Genomic DNA, 21921 nt, shown 5'->3' on the forward strand with positions numbered 1-21921 from the left:
CGCCTTGCCGATGCCGCACGCGGCTGATAGCTCTCACGTCGAAAATCCGCCGGGCCGCGTGTGACGCGGCCATTATTGTCTGAAACTGCACCTGCTCACGGCCGAGTGACCCATGGCGAAAAAGTCGAAATCGAAGCGAGCTAAGGCGGCGAAGAAAGCGGCCGGCGCGCGCAAGACAAAACGCGCCCGCAAAGCTGTAGCCAGAACGAAGGCGCCGGCCAGGAAGACAACGGCCAAAAAGAAAACGTCAGGCAAGAAGTCGTCGGCCAAGAAGGCCTCGGCCAAGAAGACGTCGACCAAGAAAACGTTGGCCAAGAAGGCCAAGGCTGCTGGGAGGACGACGAAGACAGGGGCTGCGAGCAAGAAGCGGCCTGCGGCCACCGGAAAAAGCACTGCATCCCGTAAAGCCACGGCGGGCAAGAAGGCCGTAACGCGACAGCGCGAGACGTCCGCCATGGCATCGAAGAGCCGGTCGGCGAAAACCGTGACACCGGTAACGATACGCAATGAGGTGCCGGCCGCTCCGGTCGCAGCCCCGGCACTTCGGCCGAAGGCCAAGGCTCGTCGGAAGCTTCCTCCGGGGCCGCAACTGGATCTTCGTCCGAGAGTAGCCGAAACGCCTGCGCGCCGCAGCTTCTACATCACCACCGCGATCTCGTATCCGAACGGTGTCCCTCATATCGGCCACGCCTATGAAGCGATCGCGACCGACGCCATCGCGCGGTTCATGCGGCTCGACGGCTTCGACGTGTACTTCCTCACCGGCACCGACGAGCACGGCCAGAAGATCCAGCAGACCGCCGCGCGCGAAGGCCTGACCGCGCGTGAGCTGGTGGATCGCAACGTGCCGCGCTTCCAGGCGATGGTCGAGCGAATGAACTGCTCGAACGACGATTTCATCCGCACCACGCAGGATCGACACCATGCGGCGTCGAGGGCGATCTGGGAAAAGATGGAGGCCAATGGCGACATCTATCTCGCCAAGTACGCCGGCTGGTACTCGGTGCGCGACGAGCGTTATTTCGCCGAGGACGAAACGCGCCTGAACGAGCAGGGGACACGGCTTGCGATCGAGACCGGCACGCCAGTCGAATGGGTCGAGGAGGAGAGCTATTTTTTCAGGCTGTCCGCCTATCAGGACAAGCTGCTCGATCTCTACGCGAAGCACCCCGACTTCGTGCTGCCGAAGGAGCGGCTGAATGAGGTCGCGAGCTTCGTCAAGGGCGGCCTGCAGGACCTGTCGATCTCGCGCACCACATTCGACTGGGGCGTGCGCGTGCCGGGCAACGACAAGCACATCATGTATGTGTGGGTCGATGCGCTGACCAACTACATCACCGCGATCGGTTATCCGGATGTCGACAGTGAGAGTTTCCGCAAGTTCTGGCCGGCCGACCTGCACGTGATCGGCAAGGACATCGTGCGCTTCCACGCGGTCTATTGGCCGGCCTTCCTCATGTCCGCCGGCATCGCCGTGCCGCGGCGCATTTTCAGCCACGGCTTCCTGTTCAACCGCGGTGAGAAGATGTCGAAGTCGACGGGCAATGTCGTCGATCCGTTCACGCTGGCGGACACCTTTGGCGTCGACCAGATCCGTTATTTCTTCCTGCGCGAGGTGCCGTTCGGTCAGGACGGCAACTACAGTTATGAGGCAATCGCGACCCGCATCAACGCGGAGCTTGCCAACGATCTTGGCAATCTGGCGCAACGGTCACTGTCGATGGTCGCCAAACAACTTGGCGGCGTGATGCCGACGCCTGGCGAATTCTCCGCAGGCGACAAGGCGATCCTTGCTGCTGCCGACGGCATGCTCGAGGGCGCACGCGAGGCGATGAAGACCCAGCAGCTCCATCAGGTGCTGAGCCAGGTCTGGGCCGTGGTCGCCGATGCCAACCGGTATTTCGCCGCGGAAGCCCCGTGGGCGCTTGCCAAGACCGATCCGGCACGCCAGCACACCGTGCTGTATGTCACGGCCGAGGTGATCCGGCAGATCGCGATCCTCGCGCAGCCATTCATTCCGGCGGCCGCCGGAAAGTTGCTAGATCTGCTTGCCGTGCCAGCGGACGAGCGCGACTTCGCGCGGCTTGGCGGTGCGCACCGGCTGGCGGCCGGCGTCAGCCTGCCTGCGCCGACCCCGGTGTTCCCGCGTTATGTCGAGCCGGAGGGCGAAAAGGCATAAGGCGCTACTCGGAATGACGGTTCTGTACGAAAACCTGCAGCGGGCGAAACGGGCCCGGCTCGGCATTCTCGCGGCGGTCGTATGGTCGCTCGGATGGTTCTACTGGGCTTACGCTCTGAAGACCGGCGGCTCGCGGCCGGGCGTAATCACGATTGTGCTGCTCGTCGGCATCCTGCCGATGGTGGCGCTTCATTTCTACGGCAACGTCTATGTCGTGCGGCTCGTCCGCAATGGTGACGAACTGACGATCACGACGCTCGGTCTGATCGGCAATCGCGATATCCGGGTGCCGGTATCGTCCATCGTCGAGGTGGATCGTCCGGAAGCGAGCGGCATGACCATGCGCCTTGCGGGACGCCAAATGCCCTTTATCTTGGACATGCAGGCGGAACATGGCGATCTGAACGCGATCGTAGCGCTTGCTCGTCGCGACACTAAAGAAACCCCTTGAGCCGTCATGCTGGTCGACAGCCATTGCCATCTCGATTTTCCGGACCTTACGGCCGATCTTGACGGCGTGGTGAGCCGCGCGCGCGATGCCGGCATCGGCCGGATGGTGACGATTTCGACGCGCGTGCGCCGGCTGCCCGAGCTGCTGGCGATCACCGATCGCTACGGCGATGTGTTCTGTTCGGTCGGCACGCATCCGCATCACGCGCACGAGGAACTCGACATCACGACGGCCGATCTCGTCGCGAAGTCTGCGCATCCGAAGGTCGTCGCGATCGGCGAAGCGGGTCTCGACTATTTCTATGACACGTCCCCGCGATCGGCTCAGGAGCAAGGTTTCCGCGCCCACGTCGCGGCCGCGCGTGAGACCGGCTTGCCGCTCGTGATTCACTCGCGCGAAGCCGACGACGACATGGCTCAGATCCTGGAGGAAGAAATGGGGAAGGGGGCCTTCCCTGCTGTCCTTCACTGTTTCACCGGCGGTCCGGACCTCGCACGGCGCGCGATTGCGCTCGGCCTGTACATCTCCTTCACCGGGATTCTGACCTTCAAGGCGTCGCAGGGCCTGCGCGACATCGCGGCGTCGCTGCCGGCGGATCGCATTCTGGTCGAGACCGACGCGCCGTATCTGGCGCCCGGGAAATATCGCGGCAAGCGCAACGAACCGGCTTACGTCGTCGAGACGGCCAAGGTCCTGGCGGAAACGCGCGGTGTTTCGCCGGACCAGATCGCCGCGCAGACGACCGAAAATTTCTTCCGGCTTTTCAACAAGGTCCCGCGCAACATTTCAGCCGCCGCATGAGCCTGACTGTCACCATTCTCGGCTGTGGCTCGTCCGGTGGGGTTCCGCGTCCGGCGCTTGGCTGGGGCGACTGCAATCCGGACAATCCGAAGAACCGTCGCCGGCGCTGCTCGATCCTGGTCGAGCAAGGCGGGCCGGGTGGCAAGACCAGCGTGCTGGTCGATACGTCACCGGATCTGCGTGAGCAATTGCTGGACGCCAACGTCACCAAGCTCGACGGCGTTCTGTTTACCCACGAGCATGCCGACCACACCCACGGTATCGACGATCTGCGCGGGCTGTTCATCAAGCACCGTCGGCGCATCGACGCCTATCTCGACGAGCCGACCTCGCGCGCGCTGCACGCGCGCTTCGGATATTGCTTCATGACGCCGCCTGGCAGCGGTTATCCGCCGATCCTGTCCGAACATCGGATCGCACCGGGCAAACCCGTCACGATCGACGGCGATGGCGGCCCGCTGACCGCGCTGCCTGTCCTGCTCGACCATGGCGATATTCCGTGTCTCGGCTTCCGGTTCGGAGACGTCGCTTATACGGCCGATCTCGTTGGCATGCCCGACCACAGCGCGGACGCACTGGCCGGGCTCGATGTCTGGATCGTGGATGCGCTGCGCCATACGCCGCATCCGAGCCACTTCTCGTTGTCGGATGCGCTCGGCTGGATTGAGCGGCTGAAGCCGAAGCGGGCGGTGCTGACCAACATGCACACAGATCTCGACTATGACGCTCTGCGCGAAATGCTGCCGGCGCATGTCGAGCCCGCCTATGACGGCCTGCAAATCAGGACTTGAAGTCGATGGCGGGTCGTCTCAGCTTACTGTCGTAAGCCTATGATTTTATGTACGTTTTGTGGCGATCGGCTTTGAGATAAGGCACGCTTTCAACGCGGTGCCTTGCGCAAGCCCGGCGGCATCCCGAGAAACGGCGGCCGCGGCAATCCGGTTCTTTCCCGCGCCGCCAATTCCAGCATGCCGGCCGCAACCGCCGCTGCGGCAAGTCCGAAGATGGTCAGTTCGACATGCGTCGGAAGCTGGTTGAGCTTGGTGAAGATCGTCGCGCGGTTCATCTCGACGTAGAGCAGATAGCCGAGGAAGCCGAGCCACAAGCCCCATCGGACGACGCGGACAAACATCCAGACTGCGATCTTTTCCATGGCTCATGGTCCGTCCGGAGCGCACGGCAGTCAAGCCGGGTTCGGATTCGACGAACGGAGTTCGCAACGATCCCACAAAAGCCGACGCGAAGGCGCGCACGCAGAAATCTCATTCTTGCAGCAGGAAATGCTTGGAAATCCGCAAATCAATCCGGCTACTGAGCTGCGCTAATATATTCCATAATATGTCTTATGCGAATAATGCTATCTGGGCCACGGTCTTGGGGATGGGCTCCGATAAGGCTTGTGCTGCGCCCGCCGAGCTTGGCAGATCGTTCCGATGACGTCAGGCATGAAACCCTCTCGCGACATCCAGCGGCTGATCGCGATCATGGCCGCGCTGCGGACGCCCGGCACGGGCTGCCCCTGGGACCTGAAGCAGGATTTCGCGTCGATCGCGCCGTACACGATCGAGGAAGCGTATGAGGTCGCTGACGCGATAGCTCGCGGTGACCTCGACGATCTCAAGGACGAACTCGGCGATCTGCTTCTTCAAGTTGTCTTCCACGCGCGGATGGCGGAGGAACAAGGCGTCTTCACGTTCGACGATGTCGTGCTGGCGATCACCGAAAAGCTCATCCGCCGTCATCCGCATGTCTTCGGCGACACGCGCGATCTGACGCCGGACGAGGTCAAAGGGCTCTGGGACAGGATCAAGGCCGAGGAAAAGGCCGAGCGCGCCAGGCGGCGCGGCGGCACGGACGATGACGAGGCGGGCGCCCTCGCCGGCGTTCCGGTGTCTTGTCCCGCGCTGACGCGCGCTCTCAAGCTGCAGCAGAAGGCCTCCAAGGTCGGCTTCGACTGGAACGATCCGCGAGCGGTGCTGTCGAAAATTCGCGAGGAGGCCGACGAGGTCGAGGCGGCACTCGATGCGAACGATAAGAATGCGGCCGGCGGCGAAATCGGCGATCTGATCTTCGCGCTGGTGAATCTTGCGCGACACCTCGATCTCGATCCGGATGCTGCCTTGCGCAGCACGAATGCCAAATTCGAGCGTCGCTTCGCTGCGATCGAAGCGGCGTTAACGCGCCAGGGAAAGACGCCGTCCGGCGCGACGCTCGCCGAAATGGATGCGCTCTGGGACGAAGCCAAGGCTGCCGAACGCGACACCGCGTGTCAGGATACCGGGATCGCCCCGGTGAAGCGCGCGCGCACCTGACCGGCCTTGGTCGGATCGGCCCGTACGCTCAGCAGGACCTTGCCGTCGTCGCGGATCGTTTTGGCGATGACCTCGGTATTGCGGTGAAGCCAGGACAGCCCCGCTCCGTCCGCACCGTCGATCTCGAGATCGATCACGATCCGCGTCTCTGCCAGTCGATCCTCGACTGCCGCCAACAGGGCATCGATGCCCTCGCCCGTCAGCGCCGACACGAGCAGCGGCTGATGATCGGGTGCGACACGTGCGGCCATGTTCTCGACCTGCGCACGGGCCTGCGCATCGAGCGCATCGATCTTGTTCCAGACTTCGATGACGCGGCCGCGGCGCGCTTCGTCGATTCCCAGCGCCTTCAGAACGTCCTGCACGTCCTGCATCTGCGCTTCTGAATCCTGATGAGAGATGTCGCGGACATGCAGGATCACGTCTGCTTCCGTCACTTCCTCCAGTGTCGCACGAAATGCCGCGACCAGCATGGTTGGAAGTTCGGAGATGAAACCGACGGTGTCGGACAGGATCACGCGCGTGCCATGTGGCAGATCGATCGACCGCAAGGTCGGATCGAGCGTCGCGAACAGCATGTCGGCTTCGAGCACCTTCGCCCGCGTCATGCGGTTGAACAGCGTCGACTTGCCGGCATTCGTGTATCCGACCAGCGCCGCGATCGGGTACGGCACGCGAGCGCGGCTGTCGCGATGCAGCTTGCGACGCTTCTTGACCTTTTCGAGCTCGGCCTCGATCCGCGCGATGCGTTCTTCGATCACGCGCCGGTCGGCCTCGATCTGGGTTTCGCCGGGACCGCCGAGAAAGCCGAAGCCGCCGCGCTGGCGCTCAAGATGCGTCCACGATCGGACCAGCCGGCTCTTCTGGTAGGTCAGGTGGGCAAGCTCGACCTGAAGCACGCCCTCCTTGGTCTGGGCGCGCTTGCCGAAGATCTCAAGGATCAGGCCGGTCCGGTCGAGCACCTTCGCCGACCAGGCCTTTTCGAGGTTGCGCTGCTGCACCGGCGACAGCGCGCAGTCCATCACCACGAGTCCGATCTCATTGGCTTTGACGAGACCTGCGATCTCCTCGACCTTGCCCTTGCCAATATAGGTTGCGGGTCTGATCTCGTTCAGCGTCACGATGCCCGTCTCGACCACGTCGAGATCGATGGCGACCGCAAGTCCGATCGCCTCTTCGATGCGCGCCTGCGGTGAGCGAGCCGCATGACTGCCCACGTTTATCTTCTGCAGTTTCAGGTAGGGGCCGACCACCATCGCGCGGCCGGTCGACGCGCGGTGCTCGTCGACACTCAACCGCCCTGCACTCTGGTCGCGACGGCGTGGCTGCAAGTCTAGCCTTTGTCTCCAGCGCCCTCCTCGCCACCCTCAAACAGCTGGATCGGATGTCCAGGCATGATGGTCGAGATTGCGTGCTTGTAGACCAGCTGCGAATGCCCGTCCCGGCGGAGCAAGACGCAGAAGTTATCGAACCAGGTGACAACGCCCTGAAGCTTGACTCCGTTCACGAGAAAAATCGTGAGCGGAATCTTGGCCTTGCGGACGTGATTGAGAAAAGTGTCCTGGAGGTTTTGTGTTCGTTCGGCGGCCATGGCCGTTCGTTCCATTTTCTTGCCCGCGGACCCCGTACCCGCAGGACGTTATTGCCAAGTCTCATCGCCCCTCGTTGCGGTTACCCACGAGGACTTGGGGTGCCATATTAGATGGCACAGCCGGACTCGGCGCAAGTCCAACATGACCCGGTATGCCACCGCCAGAGAGACAAATCGTCACGATTTTTCGGTGTATCGCCCAAAATCGGCGCGCAATGCGCTTGCGACCAGGCCCGGCGCACCGTTTCCTACCGGCTGCCCGTCGATGCGGACCACAGGCATCACGGTCTGACTGGCGGAGGTGATGAAGGCCTCCCGCGCCCCCATCGCCTCGGCCACCGTAAAGGGCCGCTCGACCAAGGTAAGATCGTGCGCCTTCAGAACCTCCAGCAAGACCGTTCGTGTGATCCCCTTGAGGATCGAGTGGTCGGCCTTCCGGGTCACGACCTCCCTGCCGGCTGTTACGATCCAGGCGTTGGAAGATGACCCCTCCGTCACCGTCCCGTCCGAGGCAACGAACCAGGCCTCACGAGCCCCCTGCTCGCGCGCGGCCTGTTTGGCCAGCACGTTCGGCAGGAGCGCGATCGACTTGATGTCCACCCGATCCCAGCGATTGTCCGGCACCGTGACGACCGCGATTCCCTCCGCTGCGAACCGCTCGGTCCTGGCCGGATCGATTCGGCTGGCCGTGACCACAATGGCGGGACGGGTCCCGTTCGGCGGAAACGCGTGATCGCGTTTGGCAACGCCGCGCGTAACCTGCAGGTAGACGATGCCGTCGCGCACACCGTTTCGGCGAACCACTTCGTGCAGCACGACGCTGAGCGCCCGAAGCGACATTGGCATCGCAATCCGCAATTCGGAGAGCGAACGCACGAGACGCTCCATATGCCGGCGTTCGTCGATCAGCCGGCCTCCCCTCACCTCGCACACTTCGTAGACGCCATCGGCAAACTGGTAGCCGCGGTCTTCGACGTGCACCGCGGCGTCGCAATGCGGCAGGTAGCGTCCGTTGACGTAGGCGATGCGCGACACGGCAAGTCCTTTGTGACAAGTCCTTATGCGTTGCGCCGCAGCCTAGCCGATACCAAGCGCCTTGAGCTTGCGGTGAAGCGCCGACCGCTCCATGCCGACGAACTCGGCAGTGCGCGAGATGTTGCCGCCGAACCGGCTGATCTGCGCCACGAGATATTCGCGCTCGAACATTTCGCGTGCCTCGCGCAGCGGAAGGCTCATCAGTTGCTCGCCGCCGTTGCCGTTTGGCATCGACGGCACCATCGAGCCGACATCCTGCGGCAGCATGCTCGCACTGATGACCGCATTGGGGTCGCCGCCGGCGAGGATCATGAGGCGTTCGACGTTGTTGCGAAGCTGGCGCACATTGCCGGGCCAGTCATGCGATTGCAGCACAGCCATCGCGTCGTCGCCCATGGTGCGTTTCGGCAGCCCCGTCGCGGCCGAAATCTGGTCCATGAAGTAATCGACCAGCAGCGGGATGTCCTCACGCCGCTCCGCCAGCGGCGGCACGCGGATCGGGACAACTGACAGACGATGATACAGGTCCTCGCGAAAATGTCCGGCTGCGATCTCGGCTTCGAGATTGCGCGCGGTTGACGAGATGATGCGCACATCGACGGCAACCTTGGTGTTGCCGCCCACCCGATGGAAGGTCTGATCGACCAGCACGCGCAGGATCTTGTTCTGCGTCTCGCGCGGCATGTCGGCGATCTCGTCGATGAACAATGTTCCGCCGTGCGCTTCTTCCAGAGCGCCAGGCTTTCGACTCTGGCCGCCGTTCGACTGTTCGACGCCAAACAGCTCGACCTCCATCGATTCGGGCGTGATGGCTGCTGCATTGATGACGACGAAGGGACCGCTCGCCCGGCTCGACATGTTGTGAATCGTGCGCGCGCACAATTCCTTGCCCGAACCCGAGGTGCCGATGATCATGATGCGGCTGTTGGTCGGCGCCACCTTCTCGATAGTGCCGCGCAACTGATTGATGGCCGGCGATTTGCCGATCAACGCCGACGGCACCGGCGAGATCGCCTTGAGCTCTTTTACTTCGCGCTTCAGCCTGGAATTTTCCAGAGCGCGATCGGCAACCAGCACGAGCCGGTCTGCCTTGAACGGCTTCTCGATAAAGTCGTAAGCGCCGCGCTTGATCGCAGCGACAGCAGTCTCGACATTGCCGTGGCCGGAGATCATGACCACGGGCAGATCGGGATATTGCTCCTTCGCGGCATCCAGCAATTGCAGTCCGTCGAGCTTTGAGCCCTGCAGCCAGATGTCCAGAAACAGCAGGTTCGGACGTCGCGCCTTGATGGCCTCGATCGCGCCGTCGCCATCGCGCGCCGTCCGCGTCGCGTAACCTTCATCCTGGAGAATACCCGAAACCAGTTCGCAGATGTCAGGCTCGTCGTCGACGATGAGAATTTCTGCCGTCATGATGTTACGCTCGCAGGGCTGGACTTATCGTCCGTTTTTGAACTCGTGCTGTTTGCTTGCGGCGGATTGACGGCAAAGCGCAGTCTTATCCACGCACCGTTTCGTCCCGCTTCTTTCTCGGATGCGTCGTGCAGTTCGATTCCGCCACCATGCTCTTCAAGAATCTTGCCGACGATCGCGAGGCCCAATCCGGTCCCCTTCTCCCGAGTCGTCACATAAGGTTCGAGCAGGCGCGAACGGTTTTCCTTCGGCAGGCCGATGCCGTTGTCGATCACGTCGATGCTGACCATCCCGTTTTCTTCGGTCGCCATCACCTCGATGCGCCCCTTCGGTGAACCCTCGGGCAACGCCGAAATGGCTTCCGTGCCATTCTTGATGATGTTGGTCAGGGCCTGCGACACGAGGCGACGATCGAAACGCGCCTGCATCGGACCTTCAGGAATCTGCAAGTCGATATCGATGTCAGGATGACCGACACGCATAAGAAACACGGCCTGGCGGACCGTGTCCGCGACATCTTCCGGCTCCATTACAGGCTTGGGCATGCGCGCGAAGCGGGAAAACTCGTCTACCATCCGGCGGATGTCGTCGACCTGTCTCACGATGGTGTCGGTGCATTGTTCGAAGATGGCGCGATCTTCGACGATGACTTTTCCGTATTTGCGCCGCAGCCGTTCGGCGGAAAGCTGGATGGGCGTCAGCGGATTCTTGATCTCGTGCGCGATGCGCCGTGCGACATCCGCCCATGCCGATGTGCGTTGCGCCGTCACAAGCTCGGTGATGTCGTCGATCGTGACCACGTAGCCGTGTTCGGCGTCGGCGGATTGCTCAGTCGTTACGCGGACCGAGAGGTTGCGCTCTCGCCCTTTCCGGCTGAGCGTGACCTGTCCCTGCGCAAGGCGCTGGCCGTTTTCGATGGCCTGCTGCACGAGCTCCGCCAGCTCCGGCACGACATCGAGCAATGGTTTGCCCATCACTTCCGACGCAGGCGATCCGATCAGTTGCTCCGCCGACCGGTTGAGAATGCTGATCTTCCCATCATGGTCGACGCCGATAATTCCGGCGCTCGCGCCCGCCAGCACCGCTTCGCCGAAGCGCCTGCGGCTGTCGATCAGATCTCGCGCTCGCATCAGATCGTCACGTTGCGTCCGCAGATCATGTGTCATGCGGTTGAAGGTCTCGCCGAGCTGCCCAACGTCTCCTTCGGAACGGTTCACCGGGACCTGCACATGCAGATTGCCGGTGGCCACCACATTCGCAGCGCCGATCAGGCGTCGGATCGGCGCGACCAGCCGGTTCGCGAAATTCAGGCCGATCAGTACCGAGGACAGGATCACGATCAGCGCAATGACGGTGTACATCAGTCCGAACGCGACCGTGACGCCCGCGCGGCGCGATTCCATCAGCGCATAGTCGGATACGCTGGCGCGGGTTTCGCGCAAATGCGCCACCACACGTGGATCAAGCGCGCGCGCGATGTAGAGATACATCGTGTCGTAGTTGCGCAGCTTGATGATGGCCGCGACCGAGTTGGCGTCCGGAAGGATGGCAATTTGCGGCTGCGTTTCGCTCAGGGTCCGCACGATCTCCTTGCTCGGAATCGAAAAATCCTGGGTCGCACGAAGGCTGGTGCGCTCGATGACCTCCAGATCACCGTTGATGATCACCGCGACCTGAAGCCCCCGGATCGTGGCCTGCGCAGTCAGGAACTGCTGGAAACGCTCGCGCTCGGAATCAAAAAGCGGCTTCGCCCGCGTGACGTCCTGCGACATCGCGAGAATGTCGCCGCGGATCATCTGCGCGTGCTCGCCGAGATAGGCTTCGGCAACGGACAGCGAGTTTCCAATGATCGCCTTGGTGCGGACCGAGAAGAACCGGTCGAGGCCGCGGTCGAGTGTGATGGTGGCGACGATTGCGACCAGAATGGTCGGGACTGCGGCGATGATCGCGAAAAGGCCGACGATGCGCACATGCAGCCGCGAACCCGCACGCCCGTGCCGGCGCGCCTGCACGATCTGCATGATTTCGCGCGCGATCACAGCGATCAGGATCAGCGCGGCCACGCCATTGATCCCGAGCAGGCTGACAACGACGTTATGGGTCGGTGGAAGCGGGGTCAGTCCGGACAGGACGAGGAAAGTCGCGAGCGCCGACAGCAGCGCAGCGCCCACGGCGACGAATCCGATCACGCGCCACGGCAGGCGGCGTCCGGTACCCAGAGCGGTCGATTTCTCGAGCGGCAACGATTGGTCCGCGGTAGCCATCGCCCCCCGTTGCGATTTTGCTTTGTTGAACAGCCGGATCAGGCCGCAATGATGTATTTATACAACATTGTTGCGGAATTGCGACTAATCCACGGCAGCGCCGCAGTCAATTCAACTGCTTGTGCGGATCACCTGGATGTCCAGATCCCTGATCTTTTTCCGCAGGGTATTGCGGTTCACGCCCAGGAGGTCGGCGGCGCGAATCTGGTTTCCGCGGGTCGCCGCAAGCGCTGCCGTGAGCAGCGGATATTCGACCTCCCGCAGGACACGGTGATAGAGGCCGGGAGGCGGAAGATTTTCCGGGAAGCCGGCAAAGTAGCGGGCGAGATTGCGCTCGACGGCGGCCGACAGGTTGTCGGACGAACCGGTATCCACGTCCTGGCTCACCGCAGGCTGGGTCAATTCCGCTTCCACGACGGCCAGCGTGATCAGTTCATGCGGATAGAGGGCCGCAAGCCGGCGGGCGAGATTCTCGAGCTCGCGGACATTCCCCGGCCACGGATATTTTTTCATCCGCTCAAGCGCGGCCTGATCGATCTGCTTGCGCGGCAGGCCCTCACGCTCGGCGAGCGCGAAGAAGTGGCGGATCAGGTCGGGCACGTCTTCGGCACGCTCACGCAGCGGGGGCAGACGCAGCGGGACCACGTTGAGCCGGAAGAACAGATCCTCGCGGAACAGCCCCTGCTGGATCAGGATCCGCAGATCCTTGTTGGTTGCCGCAACGATGCGCACGTCGGTCTTGATCGGCGTACGGCCGCCCACGGTCGTGTATTCGCCCTGCTGCAGGACGCGCAGCAGACGCGTCTGCGCCTCCATTGGCATGTCGCCGATCTCGTCGAGGAACAGCGTGCCGCCTTCCGCCTGCTCGAAGCGGCCTGACGAGCGGCTGTTGGCGCCGGTGAACGCGCCCTTCTCGTGGCCGAACAATTCCGACTCGATCAGGTCACGCGGAATGGCCGCCATATTGATCGCGACGAATGGCCCGCCGCGGCGCTTGCCATAGTCGTGCAGCGCGCGCGCGACCAGTTCCTTGCCGGTTCCGGACTCGCCGTTGATCATCACCGTCAGATCGGTCTGCATCAGGCGCGCGAGCAGGCGATAGATCTCCTGCATTGCGGGTGACCGACCGACCAGCGGGATCGACGAATCGATCTCTTCGGGCTTGCCGATGCGCGGCTTGTCCTTCGGCTCGGACAGAGCGCGGCCGACGATGCCGATCAGCTCCTTCAGGTCGAAAGGCTTCGGCAGATATTCATAGGCGCCGCGCTCGGAGGCGCGGATCGCGGTCATGAACGTGTTCTGCGCGCTCATGACGATGATCGGCAGTTCCGGCCGCAGCTTCTTGATGCGCGGAATCAACTCGAACGCGTTCTCGTCCGGCATCACCACGTCGGTTATGACGAGATCGCCCTCGCCCTGGCTGACCCAACGCCACAGCGTGGCGGCGTTGCTGGTCGAGCGAACTTCATAGCCCGCACGGGACAGCGCCTGGTTCAGCACGGTCCGGATCGCGGCGTCGTCATCGGCGACGAGAATGTTTCCCGCAGGCATCTGCATCAGCCTTCGCTGCTCATTGTGCTTCGGCCTCCGCCGGTTCTGGTTCTTCCACCGGAGTGCGGCTCGAGCCGTTTCCGGCATACATCGGCATCAGAACCCGGAAGACGGTGTGCCGGGATTGAGATTCGCATTCGATGATGCCGCCATGGTCCCCAATGATCTTCGCGACCAATGCAAGTCCGAGGCCAGATCCGGAGGCTTTCGTGGTCACGAATGGGTCGAAGAGGTGCGGCAGCAGATCGGGCGGAACTCCGGGACCATTGTCCTTGATGCAGAATTCCATCGGCAGCGACACGCGCGACCGGCTGCCCGGCAATGTGAGCCGCACGCCCGGCCGGAACGCCGTGGTCATATGGATTTCGCCATCGATCGCGCCCTCGCCGATCGATTCGGCCGCGTTCTTGACGAGGTTGAGGAAGACCTGAACGAGCTGATCGCGGTTGGCGAGGACCGGCGGCAGCGAGGGATCGTATTCCTCGACAAAGCGGATGTGCCGCGCAAAACCCGACTGTGCGAGCCGCTTCACATGCTCGAGTACGGCATGGATGTTGACCGGCGCGCGTTCGACGGGGCGTTCGTCGGCGAACACTTCCATGCGGTCGACCAGTTTCACGATGCGGTCGGCCTCGTCGCAGATCAGCCGCGTCAGCGTGCGATCCTCGTCGCCGGCGGATTGCTCGAGCAATTGTGCTGCGCCCCGAATGCCCGACAGTGGATTCTTGATTTCGTGCGCAAGCATCGAGGCAAGCGCGCTCACCGAACGCGCGGCGCCGCGATGTGTCAGCTGACGGTCCATCTTGTCCGCGATGGTGCGCTCTTGCAGCATCACCACGACATGGCCTTCGCGCTCGGGCAGTGGCGCGACATAAAGATCGACGACCCGTTCACCTGGATTGCGCGGCGTGGACAGATCGACGCGATATTCGTTGACCGCGCCGCCACGCTCGCGGACCTGATCGACAAGCGACAGCAGCGGGCTTCCGAACGGAACAAGTTCACGCAGCAGATGCCGCTTGAGCAACTGGGCGGAGACGTCGAAAAAGTTCTCGGCAGCGACATTCGCATCGATGATCTTGCCGTCCCGCGCGACCACGACAACCGGCAGAGGCAACGCATTCACGATTGCCTCGGGAGCTCCGGACGTGCTTGCGATACGCAGACTCATGCCGCACTCCTCAAGCCCTGCCCGCCGGAGCGCGTTTCGCTCAGCGCCTCGAAGGCGGCAAATGCGTCGGACAAAAGACGCTGCGTTTCCGCCGGCGTATCGGCCGTCAGCACCCGAGCGCGCCAGGATTTCACGACATCTCCCGACGCTCCGGAGCATTCGCCAGCGACATCGATGGCGGCAGCAAGGTGCTTACGCGCATGGCGTCTGCCGATTTCGACACCGTGATGCTCGACCATCTCTTCATAGAGGTCGCTTGCGATCGTGAATTGCTCGCGCAGCGGCGGATCGCCCGCTTCCGACCCGTCCTCGAGATGACGCGCGATCTGGCCCGGCAGCCATGGACGCCCGAGTGCCGCTCGTCCCACCATGACGAGGTCGGCGCCCGATTGCTTCAGCGCCGTCTGCGCGTCCTCGCACGTGATCACATCCCCGTTCACAACGACGGGTATCGAAACAGCATCTTTCACTGCGCGCACCGCGCGCCAGTCTGCATTTCCCTTGTAAAACTGATTGCGGGTACGGCCGTGGACGGTCACGAGCTTGACGCCGGATTCCTCGGCGCGACGCGCAAGCTCGGGCGCATTCATGCAGTCGCGGTCCCATCCGAGCCGCATCTTCAGCGTCACCGGCACGGAAACAGCGCCGACGGTCGCATCGATCAACGTCATCGCATGATCGAGATCGCGCATCAGAGCGGAGCCCGACTGACCGTTGGTCACGTGCTTGGCCGGGCAGCCCATATTGATATCGATAATCGCAGCGCCGGCTCCTTCAGCGATCCGCGCGCCCTCGGCCATCCAGTGCGCCTCGCAGCCTGCGAGTTGCATGGCGTGGATCGACACGCCACGCCCGTCCGCGCGAAGGACAGCATCCCGCCGGCCGTCTGCAAGCTTTGACGTGGCAACCATCTCGGATACGACTAGCCCCGCCCCGAGGCGCTCAGCGAGCCGACGGAACGGTGCGTCCGTGACACCGGACATCGGGGCGAGTACCACCGCGTTCGGCAACTGCTGTCCGCCGATGTCGATCCGACCTGTAGCACTCATGAAAGCAGCGTCTGCACAAAAAATGGGCCACGTCGTTGGTGCATAGAGTTTAGACAAGTCTCTGAATGAAGCAAGTGCTGCGGTGCAACAAGGGTTACTTTATGAGCATAAACTTTCGTAACGTGAGCAACGGTAACTCAGTACGATGAACCATACGGATTGTGCCGTCATTTTGGTCGCTGCGGGTCGCGGCCGAAGAAGCGGGGACGGAATACCCAAGCAATACCGACCGCTTGCGGGTGCCTCGGCCCTGCGCCGGAACCTGGCTTTGCTCACCGGGCCGTGCGGATTGACTCAGATCCAGGTCGTCATCCATCCCGACGACCGCGAACTCTATGACGACGACGTCCGCGGCTTCGCCCTTCCCTCGCCCGTATCAGGGGGCGAGACGAGGCAAGCCTCGGTGCTGGCGGGTCTCGTAGCCTTGGAGCGGCAAAATCCGGCCCACGTGCTGATCCATGACGCAGCCCGCCCGTTCGCCTCGCCCGCTCTGATCGCCCGCGCCATCGAGGCGGCCCGATTTACCGGCGCTGCCATCCCGGCGCTGCGCATCACCGATACGGTGAAATCCGTATCCGCCGACGGTCGCATTACCGGTACCGCCGATCGCGATGCTCTGCGCTTTGTCCAGACGCCGCAGGCCTTCGCGTTTGCGACGCTCATCGCTGCGCATCGCAAGGCCGAACAGGCCGGCCGATCCGATTTCACCGATGACGCCGCGCTGATGGAATGGGCCGGCCATCCGGTATCCACGTTCGAGGGCGAGACCTCGAATATCAAGCTGACGACGCCGGAGGACTTCATGCGAGCCGAAACGATGCTGCGTAATCGCCTGACGGACATCCGCACCGGCATGGGTTTTGACGTGCACGAATTCGAGCCGGGCGATCATGTGACGCTGGGTGGAGTGCGGATCGCGCACGACCAGCGACTGTCCGGTCACTCGGATGCGGACGTGGTGCTGCATGCGGCAGTCGATGCGATCCTCGGCGCCCTCGCCGATGGCGACATCGGCGCGCATTTTCCGCCGAGCGATCCGCAATGGAAGGGAGCGACGTCCGATCGCTTCCTGAAATTTGCGGCCGAGCGCGTGGCGAAGCGCGGCGGCGTCATCGCGCATCTTGATATTACCGTCGTCAGCGAGGCGCCGAAGATCGGGCCGCACCGTGACGCGATGCGCGCCCGCATTGCCGAGATCGCCGGTATCACGCCCGACCGCGTTGGCGTGAAAGCGACGACCAATGAAGGCATGGGCTTTATCGGCCGGCGCGAGGGCATGGTGGCCTATGCGACGGCGACGATCCGGCTTCCGGAGGAATAGATGCTGGACGACGACATTGTCGAAGCGGCGAAGCGGCTTCTCGATATCTGCCGTCGCAAGAACCTGAGGGTCGCGACTGTTGAGTCCTGCACGGCAGGACTCGTTGCCGGAACGCTGACCGAAGTGCCGGGAACGTCCAGCATCCTCGATCGCGGCTTTGTCACCTATTCCAACGAAGCCAAGCAGGACATGGTCGGCGTGTCGCCCGCAACGCTGAAGGCGCATGGGGCGGTGAGCCGTGAGACCGCCGAAGAAATGGCGCGCGGCGCGCTCAAGCATGCGCCCGTGGATCTGGCTGTATCGGTAACGGGCATTGCGGGACCGGATGGCGGCAGCGCGGAAAAGCCCGTCGGTCTTGTGCATTTCGGCGCAGCGTCCCGCTCCGGCCAGTTTGCGCATATCGAGAAACGCTTCGGCAATATCGGGCGGCCGGAAGTGCGGAAACAGTCTGTTTTGCAGGCCTTCCGCATGCTGCACGATCTGGCCGAAGGCGAAGCGCCGCGACCGCCGCACGGCTGATTCAAGCCGGAACGCTCAGGTGGTGGTGCGGCCGTAGATCCGGTCTGCACGGTGTTCGAACGCCATCGCGAAGCGCCGGAATGCGGTATCGAACATCGCGCCCATCAGCATGCCGAGCATCCGGCTCTTGAATTCATACGTGATGAAGAACTTCACGTCGCAGAGCTTTTCCTGCACCGGATGAAACTCCCAGCGGTTCTCCATCCGGCTGAACGGCCCTTCCAGATATTCGACCAGGATCTGCAGGTTCGCGCGGTCGAGCGTCGCGCGGCTGCGGAACGTCTCGCGGACCAGCTTGTAGGCGACCGTCATGTCCGCGACGATCACCACAACGCCCTCCGCCTGCTCCTTGCGGCTACGAAGTTTCATGCCGCTACATAGCGGCAGGAACTCGGGATAACGCTCGACATCGGCGACAAGATCGAACATGTCGGACGCATTGTGTCGCACGCGTCGCGTGGTCGAGAATTCCGGCATTGGATGTTAGGCTCTCGCTTCGCGCGCAGCCTTCATTCGCGCGAAATCGTCGCCGGCATGATGCGACGACCGCGTCAGCGGCGAAGCCGACACCATCAGAAATCCCTTGGCGTAGGCAATCGTCTCATAGGACTTGAATTCATCCGGCGGCACGAACCGCACGACCGGATGATGCTTGCGTGACGGCTGCAGATACTGACCGATGGTCAGGAAATCCACATCGGCGCTTCGCAGGTCGTCCATCAGTTGCAGCACTTCGTTCCGTTCCTCGCCAAGTCCGACCATAATGCCCGACTTGGTGAACATCGCCGGATCGAGTTCCTTCACCCGCTGCAGCAGCCGGATGGAATGGAAGTAGCGCGCACCCGGCCGCACGGTGAGATAGCGTGATGGCACCGTTTCGAGATTGTGGTTGAACACGTCGGGCCTGGCGGCAACTACCCGTTCGAGCGCACCGTCCTTGCGCAGGAAGTCCGGCGTCAGGATTTCGATGGTGGTGGTCGGACATACGCTCCGGATCGCGGTGATCGTCCGGGCGAAATGGTCGGCGCCGCCGTCGGCGAGATCGTCGCGGTCGACCGAGGTAATGACCACATGCGACAGGCCAAGCTTTGCCACCGCTTGCGCGACATGCTCCGGCTCGGTCCGGTCGAGGGCGCCAGGCAGCCCGGTCTTGACGTTGCAGAAGGCGCAGGCCCGGGTGCAGGTGTCACCCATGATCATGAACGTGGCGTGCTTCTTGTCCCAGCACTCGCCGATAGTCGGGCAGCCCGCCTCCTCGCAGACGGTGACGAGCTTGTTCTCCCGCACGATCGCCTGGGTTGCGGCATAGCCTTTCGACACCGGCGCCTTAACCCGGATCCAGTCCGGCTTGCGCAGGATCGGGGTGTCGGGCCGGTTGGCCTTTTCGGGGTGCCGCGGCCGCGGCTGAGAGAGTGTGTCGATTACGACCGTCACCGGCGCCTCGAAACGGGGCCATCAGGCCTTGAGTCTGACCTTACTTACGTTTTGCCGCCATTCACCGCAAGGCGGCTAGGGTCCCGGCTATGTGCCGACGGAACACCTGCCCATGACCCGCGAAACCGCGATGAGAGAGCCCTTCAGCCGGCTCGAGTTTGTCCGCTTCTTCCTCTGTTGGCCGATGTACGCGACCTTCACCCTCTTGGTGGTGGAAGCCCTGCTGTCGGCCGCGACCACCTGGCTCGTGATCAAGGCCGGGCGGGATGTCGCCAATGGCGGCGACCATCTGATCTACGACCTGATCTGGATCCTTGTCATCCAGTGCGCCTCTTATGCCGCCGGCGCCATCAGCTGGATCTATGCCGAACGTGCCGGCATGCGCGCATTCGGCCTCTACATCACGAAATTCGCGCGCGACAATCGTCACTTTCCGACCCTTCTGGGAGACCGGCATGCACGCGAGCAGGTCGAGCCGTTCCTGACTGGCGAGACGTTCCATACCATCTACCGCCTGATGTACGAGGTCGAGGGCCAGCTCAAGATCCTCCTGGCGCTGATTTTCAACTCCACCGTGCTGGGCATGGAGATCGATGGCCTGCTTCCCCTCGCCTATGGCACGGTCTTCACCGCGCTCATCCTGCTGCAGGTCCTCGTGCGCAAGCGGGTGACGGAGATCTATCTCGACAGCCAGCGCTGGAATAACCGGGTCACAGCGCACGGCTACACGTTGTGGGACAACGTCTTTGCCGGCAATCGCTACAACCTGCGGCTCTGGTTCGCGTCGTTCAAGGATCGTGCGCGGGGCTGTCTGCGGGCGGCGATCCGGGTCATCGTTGCGCGCGAAGGCCTGAGTGCGGCGGGCGCGATTTTCGGCCTGACGATCGTGTTCACCACCCTCGCCTATATCGCGTTCAGGGATGCCGGCAACACCGCCCTCCTGATCGGCATGGCGGCGACATTGCCTCGCCAGATCGACATGACGAACGAGGTGCATCAGCTCGCAATCGACTTCAACGATGTGCTCGCCGCATGGACGCGCGTCGGCGGCATTGCCGACAACATGCGGCCCGAACCCGATCCGCACTTCAATCGTCGCATCAAGTTCGATCGCCTGGTTCTGCGCGAAGGCGGCGAGGTCCAGGTCGTCGGCTCGGTGGATGAGGCGATGCGCCTCCTGCTCGGCTCACCACATGGCCGCATCAACGTGCGCGGCGGCAACGGCTCGGGCAAGTCCACGCTCCTTGCCGCATTGAAAGGCGAGATCAAGAACCGCGCCTATTACTGGCCGACCACCGATCGCCTCGCCTTCCAGTTCGCCAGCAAGGAGCCTGATCCCGGCGAAGACGACGATGAGGGCGCGCCGAAGCGCCGCAAGCGCAAGCCGGGCTTCTCGTCGGGGGAACGCCAGATCAAGTCGCTGCAGGAGATCGTCGCGCATACCGACGCGCCGATCTATCTGCTCGACGAGTGGGATGCCAATCTCGACGGCCCTAACCGCCTCGCCGCTAACGCGCTCGTGGAGGAACTGGCGCAACGAGCGCGTGTAATCGAGATTTCACATCGCGATCCGGTCTGATTCCGGGGCGCGCCTTGCTACGAAAAATCGCGAAAGCGCAATAGCCCAGAGATCAGCATTGCCGATACCAGCGTTGCATGTTCGTCTTATTGCAATGCAGCATGAAACCCATTAGCTCAACCGCCTGATCGCTAAAGGCAGACTGATGAGCAAGAACAAGGGACCAGCCTGGAACACCAAATACGGCATCCGTCGTGTCCGGAACGAAGAGCCAACCATCGAAGAGGCCCTCGAAGCCGCACGGGATATTTCGGACGACCGCGACGCGCAGGTTGAAATCGCGTCCTCGCTGATGGGGTTGCCGCAGGAGCAGATTCGCGCGGCTTTGCGCGATGCCGCGCCGGCTCCGAAACAGGTGACCAAATCGATCACGTTCGCCGGCCCCGCCACCAAGCCGCGCGTTGTCGTGGTCGAGACCAAGCGGCCCCGCCGGGTCGCTGCCGTCCAGCGATGATCTGCTGATCGCGCGTCACACGCGTGACGCGCACGCCGGGCTACATGTTCAATACGCGCCCGTATGCATCGAGCACCGCTTCCTTCATCGTTTCCGACAGGGTCGGATGCGGGAAGATGGTGTGGAACAGCTCCTCCTCCGTGGTCTCGAGATTCATTGCGACCACGAAGCCCTGGATCAGTTCGGTGACTTCGGCACCGACCAGATGCGCGCCGAGCAATTGGCCGGTCTTCTTGTCGAAGATCACCTTGACCATGCCCTGATCCTCGCCGAGGGCGACGGCCTTGCCGTTGCCGATGAACGGGAAGCGGCCGACCCGGATGTCGAGCTTCTTGTCCCTGGCCGCCTGCTCGGTCAGTCCGACGGACGCGATCTGCGGGAAGCAATAGGTACAGCCCGGGATCTGTGACTTGTCCATCGCGTGCGGATGCAGGCCTTTGATGGCCTCGACGCAGATGACGCCTTCGTGTTCGGCCTTGTGCGCGAGCATCGGCGGACCCGCGACATCGCCGATGGCATAGATGCCCGGCACGTTGGTGCGGCACATGCCGTCAATGATGATGGTGCCGCGCTCGACCTTCACGCCGAGCTTTTCAAGTCCGAGATTCTCGACATTGCCGACAACGCCGACCGCCGAGATCACGCGCTCGAACTCGACCGTCTGTGACTTGCCCTTGCCGTCGTCGATGGTGGCGACGACGCTGTCGGCCTTCTTGTCGAGCTTCGTGACCTTTGCACCGGACATGATCTTCATGCCCTGCTTCTCGAATTGCTTGCGCGCGAACGCCGCGATTTCC

The 21921-nt window shown here is 62.8% G+C and carries 22 protein-coding genes; 9 read left to right on the forward strand and 13 right to left on the reverse strand.

Annotated features, from left to right (window positions below; all coding sequences use genetic code 11):
- Positions 1-72 precede the first annotated feature (72 nt).
- Positions 73-507 (reverse strand): hypothetical protein, encoded by a 435-nt coding sequence (locus tag VNZ93_RS21720; RefSeq protein WP_325710237.1) that lies wholly within the window; start codon positions 505-507, stop codon positions 73-75.
- On the opposite strand from VNZ93_RS21720, the gene metG reads away from it, so the two are divergent.
- Genes metG through VNZ93_RS21740 form a run of 4 tightly spaced genes read left to right on the forward strand, consistent with a single transcriptional unit; the run spans position 485 to position 4222 of the window.
- Positions 485-2179 (forward strand): methionine--tRNA ligase, encoded by a 1695-nt coding sequence (metG, locus tag VNZ93_RS21725; RefSeq protein ID WP_325710240.1) that lies wholly within the window; start codon positions 485-487, stop codon positions 2177-2179. The genes VNZ93_RS21720 and metG overlap by 23 nt on opposite strands.
- A gap of 13 nt (positions 2180-2192) precedes the next feature.
- Positions 2193-2630, forward strand: coding sequence for a hypothetical protein (locus VNZ93_RS21730; RefSeq protein ID WP_325710243.1), 438 nt, complete (start codon positions 2193-2195; stop codon positions 2628-2630).
- A gap of 6 nt (positions 2631-2636) precedes the next feature.
- Positions 2637-3431: a TatD family hydrolase gene (locus tag VNZ93_RS21735; RefSeq protein ID WP_325710246.1), complete on the forward strand. Its 795-nt coding sequence runs from the start codon at positions 2637-2639 to the stop codon at positions 3429-3431.
- Positions 3428-4222, forward strand: a complete 795-nt coding sequence (locus tag VNZ93_RS21740; RefSeq protein ID WP_325710249.1) for an MBL fold metallo-hydrolase — start codon at positions 3428-3430, stop codon at positions 4220-4222. Before VNZ93_RS21735 ends, VNZ93_RS21740 begins: the two co-directional genes overlap by 4 nt.
- Before the next feature lie 89 nt (positions 4223-4311).
- Here the strand turns inward: VNZ93_RS21740 and VNZ93_RS21745 are convergent, their stop codons facing one another.
- A complete protein-coding gene (locus VNZ93_RS21745; protein WP_325710252.1) occupies positions 4312-4584 on the reverse strand; it encodes a hypothetical protein in 273 nt (90 codons plus the stop codon).
- Positions 4585-4876: 292 nt separating this feature from the next.
- On the opposite strand from VNZ93_RS21745, the gene mazG reads away from it, so the two are divergent.
- Positions 4877-5743 carry a nucleoside triphosphate pyrophosphohydrolase gene (gene mazG, locus VNZ93_RS21750; RefSeq protein WP_325710255.1) on the forward strand — a complete coding sequence of 289 codons (867 nt, stop codon included), beginning with the start codon at positions 4877-4879 and terminating at the stop codon, positions 5741-5743.
- Here mazG and hflX read toward each other — a convergent pair.
- The 8 genes from hflX to dusB form a co-directional block, all read right to left on the reverse strand.
- On the reverse strand, positions 5701-7074 hold the full coding sequence (gene hflX / locus VNZ93_RS21755) for a GTPase HflX (protein ID WP_414710152.1): 1374 nt from the start codon (positions 7072-7074) through the stop codon (positions 5701-5703). The two genes, mazG and hflX, sit on opposite strands and share 43 nt — an antisense overlap.
- Positions 7075-7076: 2 nt before the next feature.
- Complete coding sequence (gene hfq, locus VNZ93_RS21760) at positions 7077-7334, reverse strand: RNA chaperone Hfq (protein ID WP_325710258.1); 258 nt, start codon at positions 7332-7334, stop codon at positions 7077-7079.
- Positions 7335-7511: 177 nt separating this feature from the next.
- Positions 7512-8369, reverse strand: a complete 858-nt coding sequence (locus VNZ93_RS21765) for a D-amino-acid transaminase (RefSeq protein WP_325710260.1) — start codon at positions 8367-8369, stop codon at positions 7512-7514.
- A 42-nt stretch (positions 8370-8411) separates the two neighbouring features.
- Positions 8412-9782, reverse strand: a complete 1371-nt coding sequence (locus VNZ93_RS21770) for a sigma-54 dependent transcriptional regulator (protein WP_325710263.1) — start codon at positions 9780-9782, stop codon at positions 8412-8414.
- Positions 9779-12046: a PAS domain-containing sensor histidine kinase gene (locus VNZ93_RS21775; protein WP_325710266.1), complete on the reverse strand. Its 2268-nt coding sequence runs from the start codon at positions 12044-12046 to the stop codon at positions 9779-9781. Before VNZ93_RS21775 ends, VNZ93_RS21770 begins: the two co-directional genes overlap by 4 nt.
- 111 nt (positions 12047-12157) lie before the next feature.
- Positions 12158-13597 carry a nitrogen regulation protein NR(I) gene (ntrC, locus tag VNZ93_RS21780; RefSeq protein ID WP_325710268.1) on the reverse strand — a complete coding sequence of 480 codons (1440 nt, stop codon included), beginning with the start codon at positions 13595-13597 and terminating at the stop codon, positions 12158-12160.
- Between the two features lie 19 nt (positions 13598-13616).
- Entirely contained in the window at positions 13617-14768 is a 1152-nt protein-coding gene (locus VNZ93_RS21785; protein ID WP_325710271.1) for a nitrogen regulation protein NR(II), read from the reverse strand.
- Complete coding sequence (gene dusB / locus VNZ93_RS21790; RefSeq protein ID WP_325710273.1) at positions 14765-15817, reverse strand: tRNA dihydrouridine synthase DusB; 1053 nt, start codon at positions 15815-15817, stop codon at positions 14765-14767. Before dusB ends, VNZ93_RS21785 begins: the two co-directional genes overlap by 4 nt.
- Positions 15818-15962: 145 nt before the next feature.
- Between dusB and VNZ93_RS21795 the strand changes: the two genes are divergently transcribed.
- Both VNZ93_RS21795 and VNZ93_RS21800 read left to right on the forward strand, forming a co-directional pair.
- Positions 15963-17138, forward strand: a complete 1176-nt coding sequence (locus VNZ93_RS21795; RefSeq protein WP_325710275.1) for a bifunctional 2-C-methyl-D-erythritol 4-phosphate cytidylyltransferase/2-C-methyl-D-erythritol 2,4-cyclodiphosphate synthase — start codon at positions 15963-15965, stop codon at positions 17136-17138.
- Positions 17139-17657 (forward strand): CinA family protein, encoded by a 519-nt coding sequence (locus tag VNZ93_RS21800; protein ID WP_325710277.1) that lies wholly within the window; start codon positions 17139-17141, stop codon positions 17655-17657.
- Between the two features lie 15 nt (positions 17658-17672).
- Here the strand turns inward: VNZ93_RS21800 and VNZ93_RS21805 are convergent, their stop codons facing one another.
- A complete protein-coding gene (locus VNZ93_RS21805) occupies positions 17673-18134 on the reverse strand; it encodes a type II toxin-antitoxin system RatA family toxin (RefSeq protein ID WP_325710280.1) in 462 nt (153 codons plus the stop codon).
- Positions 18135-18140: 6 nt separating this feature from the next.
- On the reverse strand, positions 18141-19091 hold the full coding sequence (lipA, locus tag VNZ93_RS21810; RefSeq protein WP_325710283.1) for a lipoyl synthase: 951 nt from the start codon (positions 19089-19091) through the stop codon (positions 18141-18143).
- A gap of 112 nt (positions 19092-19203) precedes the next feature.
- Here lipA and VNZ93_RS21815 point away from each other — a divergent pair, with 112 nt between their 5' ends.
- Positions 19204-20670 (forward strand): hypothetical protein, encoded by a 1467-nt coding sequence (locus tag VNZ93_RS21815; RefSeq protein WP_325710286.1) that lies wholly within the window; start codon positions 19204-19206, stop codon positions 20668-20670.
- Positions 20671-20815: 145 nt separating this feature from the next.
- Positions 20816-21124 carry a hypothetical protein gene (locus VNZ93_RS21820; protein WP_325710289.1) on the forward strand — a complete coding sequence of 103 codons (309 nt, stop codon included), beginning with the start codon at positions 20816-20818 and terminating at the stop codon, positions 21122-21124.
- 40 nt (positions 21125-21164) lie between these two features.
- Here the strand turns inward: VNZ93_RS21820 and VNZ93_RS21825 are convergent.
- Positions 21165-21921: FAD-dependent oxidoreductase (locus VNZ93_RS21825; protein ID WP_325710292.1), on the reverse strand; the 757-nt coding region annotated here is incomplete at its 5' end.

It is taken from the genome of Pseudorhodoplanes sp. (assembly GCF_035565795.1).
Lineage (GTDB): Bacteria > Pseudomonadota > Alphaproteobacteria > Rhizobiales > Xanthobacteraceae > Pseudorhodoplanes.

Coding starts and splice junctions, on each gene's coding strand:
- dusB (WP_325710273.1), bottom strand. CDS start 15,817: ATGAGTGCTACAGGTCGGATCGACATCGGCGGACAGCAGTTGCCGAAC.
- VNZ93_RS21795 (WP_325710275.1), top strand. CDS start 15,963: ATGAACCATACGGATTGTGCCGTCATTTTGGTCGCTGCGGGTCGCGGC.
- VNZ93_RS21775 (WP_325710266.1), bottom strand. CDS start 12,046: ATGGCTACCGCGGACCAATCGTTGCCGCTCGAGAAATCGACCGCTCTG.
- VNZ93_RS21745 (WP_325710252.1), bottom strand. CDS start 4,584: ATGGAAAAGATCGCAGTCTGGATGTTTGTCCGCGTCGTCCGATGGGGC.
- VNZ93_RS21805 (WP_325710280.1), bottom strand. CDS start 18,134: ATGCCGGAATTCTCGACCACGCGACGCGTGCGACACAATGCGTCCGAC.
- VNZ93_RS21815 (WP_325710286.1), top strand. CDS start 19,204: ATGACCCGCGAAACCGCGATGAGAGAGCCCTTCAGCCGGCTCGAGTTT.
- VNZ93_RS21820 (WP_325710289.1), top strand. CDS start 20,816: ATGAGCAAGAACAAGGGACCAGCCTGGAACACCAAATACGGCATCCGT.
- VNZ93_RS21735 (WP_325710246.1), top strand. CDS start 2,637: ATGCTGGTCGACAGCCATTGCCATCTCGATTTTCCGGACCTTACGGCC.
- VNZ93_RS21800 (WP_325710277.1), top strand. CDS start 17,139: ATGCTGGACGACGACATTGTCGAAGCGGCGAAGCGGCTTCTCGATATC.
- VNZ93_RS21785 (WP_325710271.1), bottom strand. CDS start 14,768: ATGAGTCTGCGTATCGCAAGCACGTCCGGAGCTCCCGAGGCAATCGTG.
- VNZ93_RS21740 (WP_325710249.1), top strand. CDS start 3,428: ATGAGCCTGACTGTCACCATTCTCGGCTGTGGCTCGTCCGGTGGGGTT.
- VNZ93_RS21770 (WP_325710263.1), bottom strand. CDS start 9,782: ATGACGGCAGAAATTCTCATCGTCGACGACGAGCCTGACATCTGCGAA.
- VNZ93_RS21730 (WP_325710243.1), top strand. CDS start 2,193: ATGACGGTTCTGTACGAAAACCTGCAGCGGGCGAAACGGGCCCGGCTC.
- mazG (WP_325710255.1), top strand. CDS start 4,877: ATGAAACCCTCTCGCGACATCCAGCGGCTGATCGCGATCATGGCCGCG.
- hfq (WP_325710258.1), bottom strand. CDS start 7,334: ATGGCCGCCGAACGAACACAAAACCTCCAGGACACTTTTCTCAATCAC.
- ntrC (WP_325710268.1), bottom strand. CDS start 13,597: ATGCCTGCGGGAAACATTCTCGTCGCCGATGACGACGCCGCGATCCGG.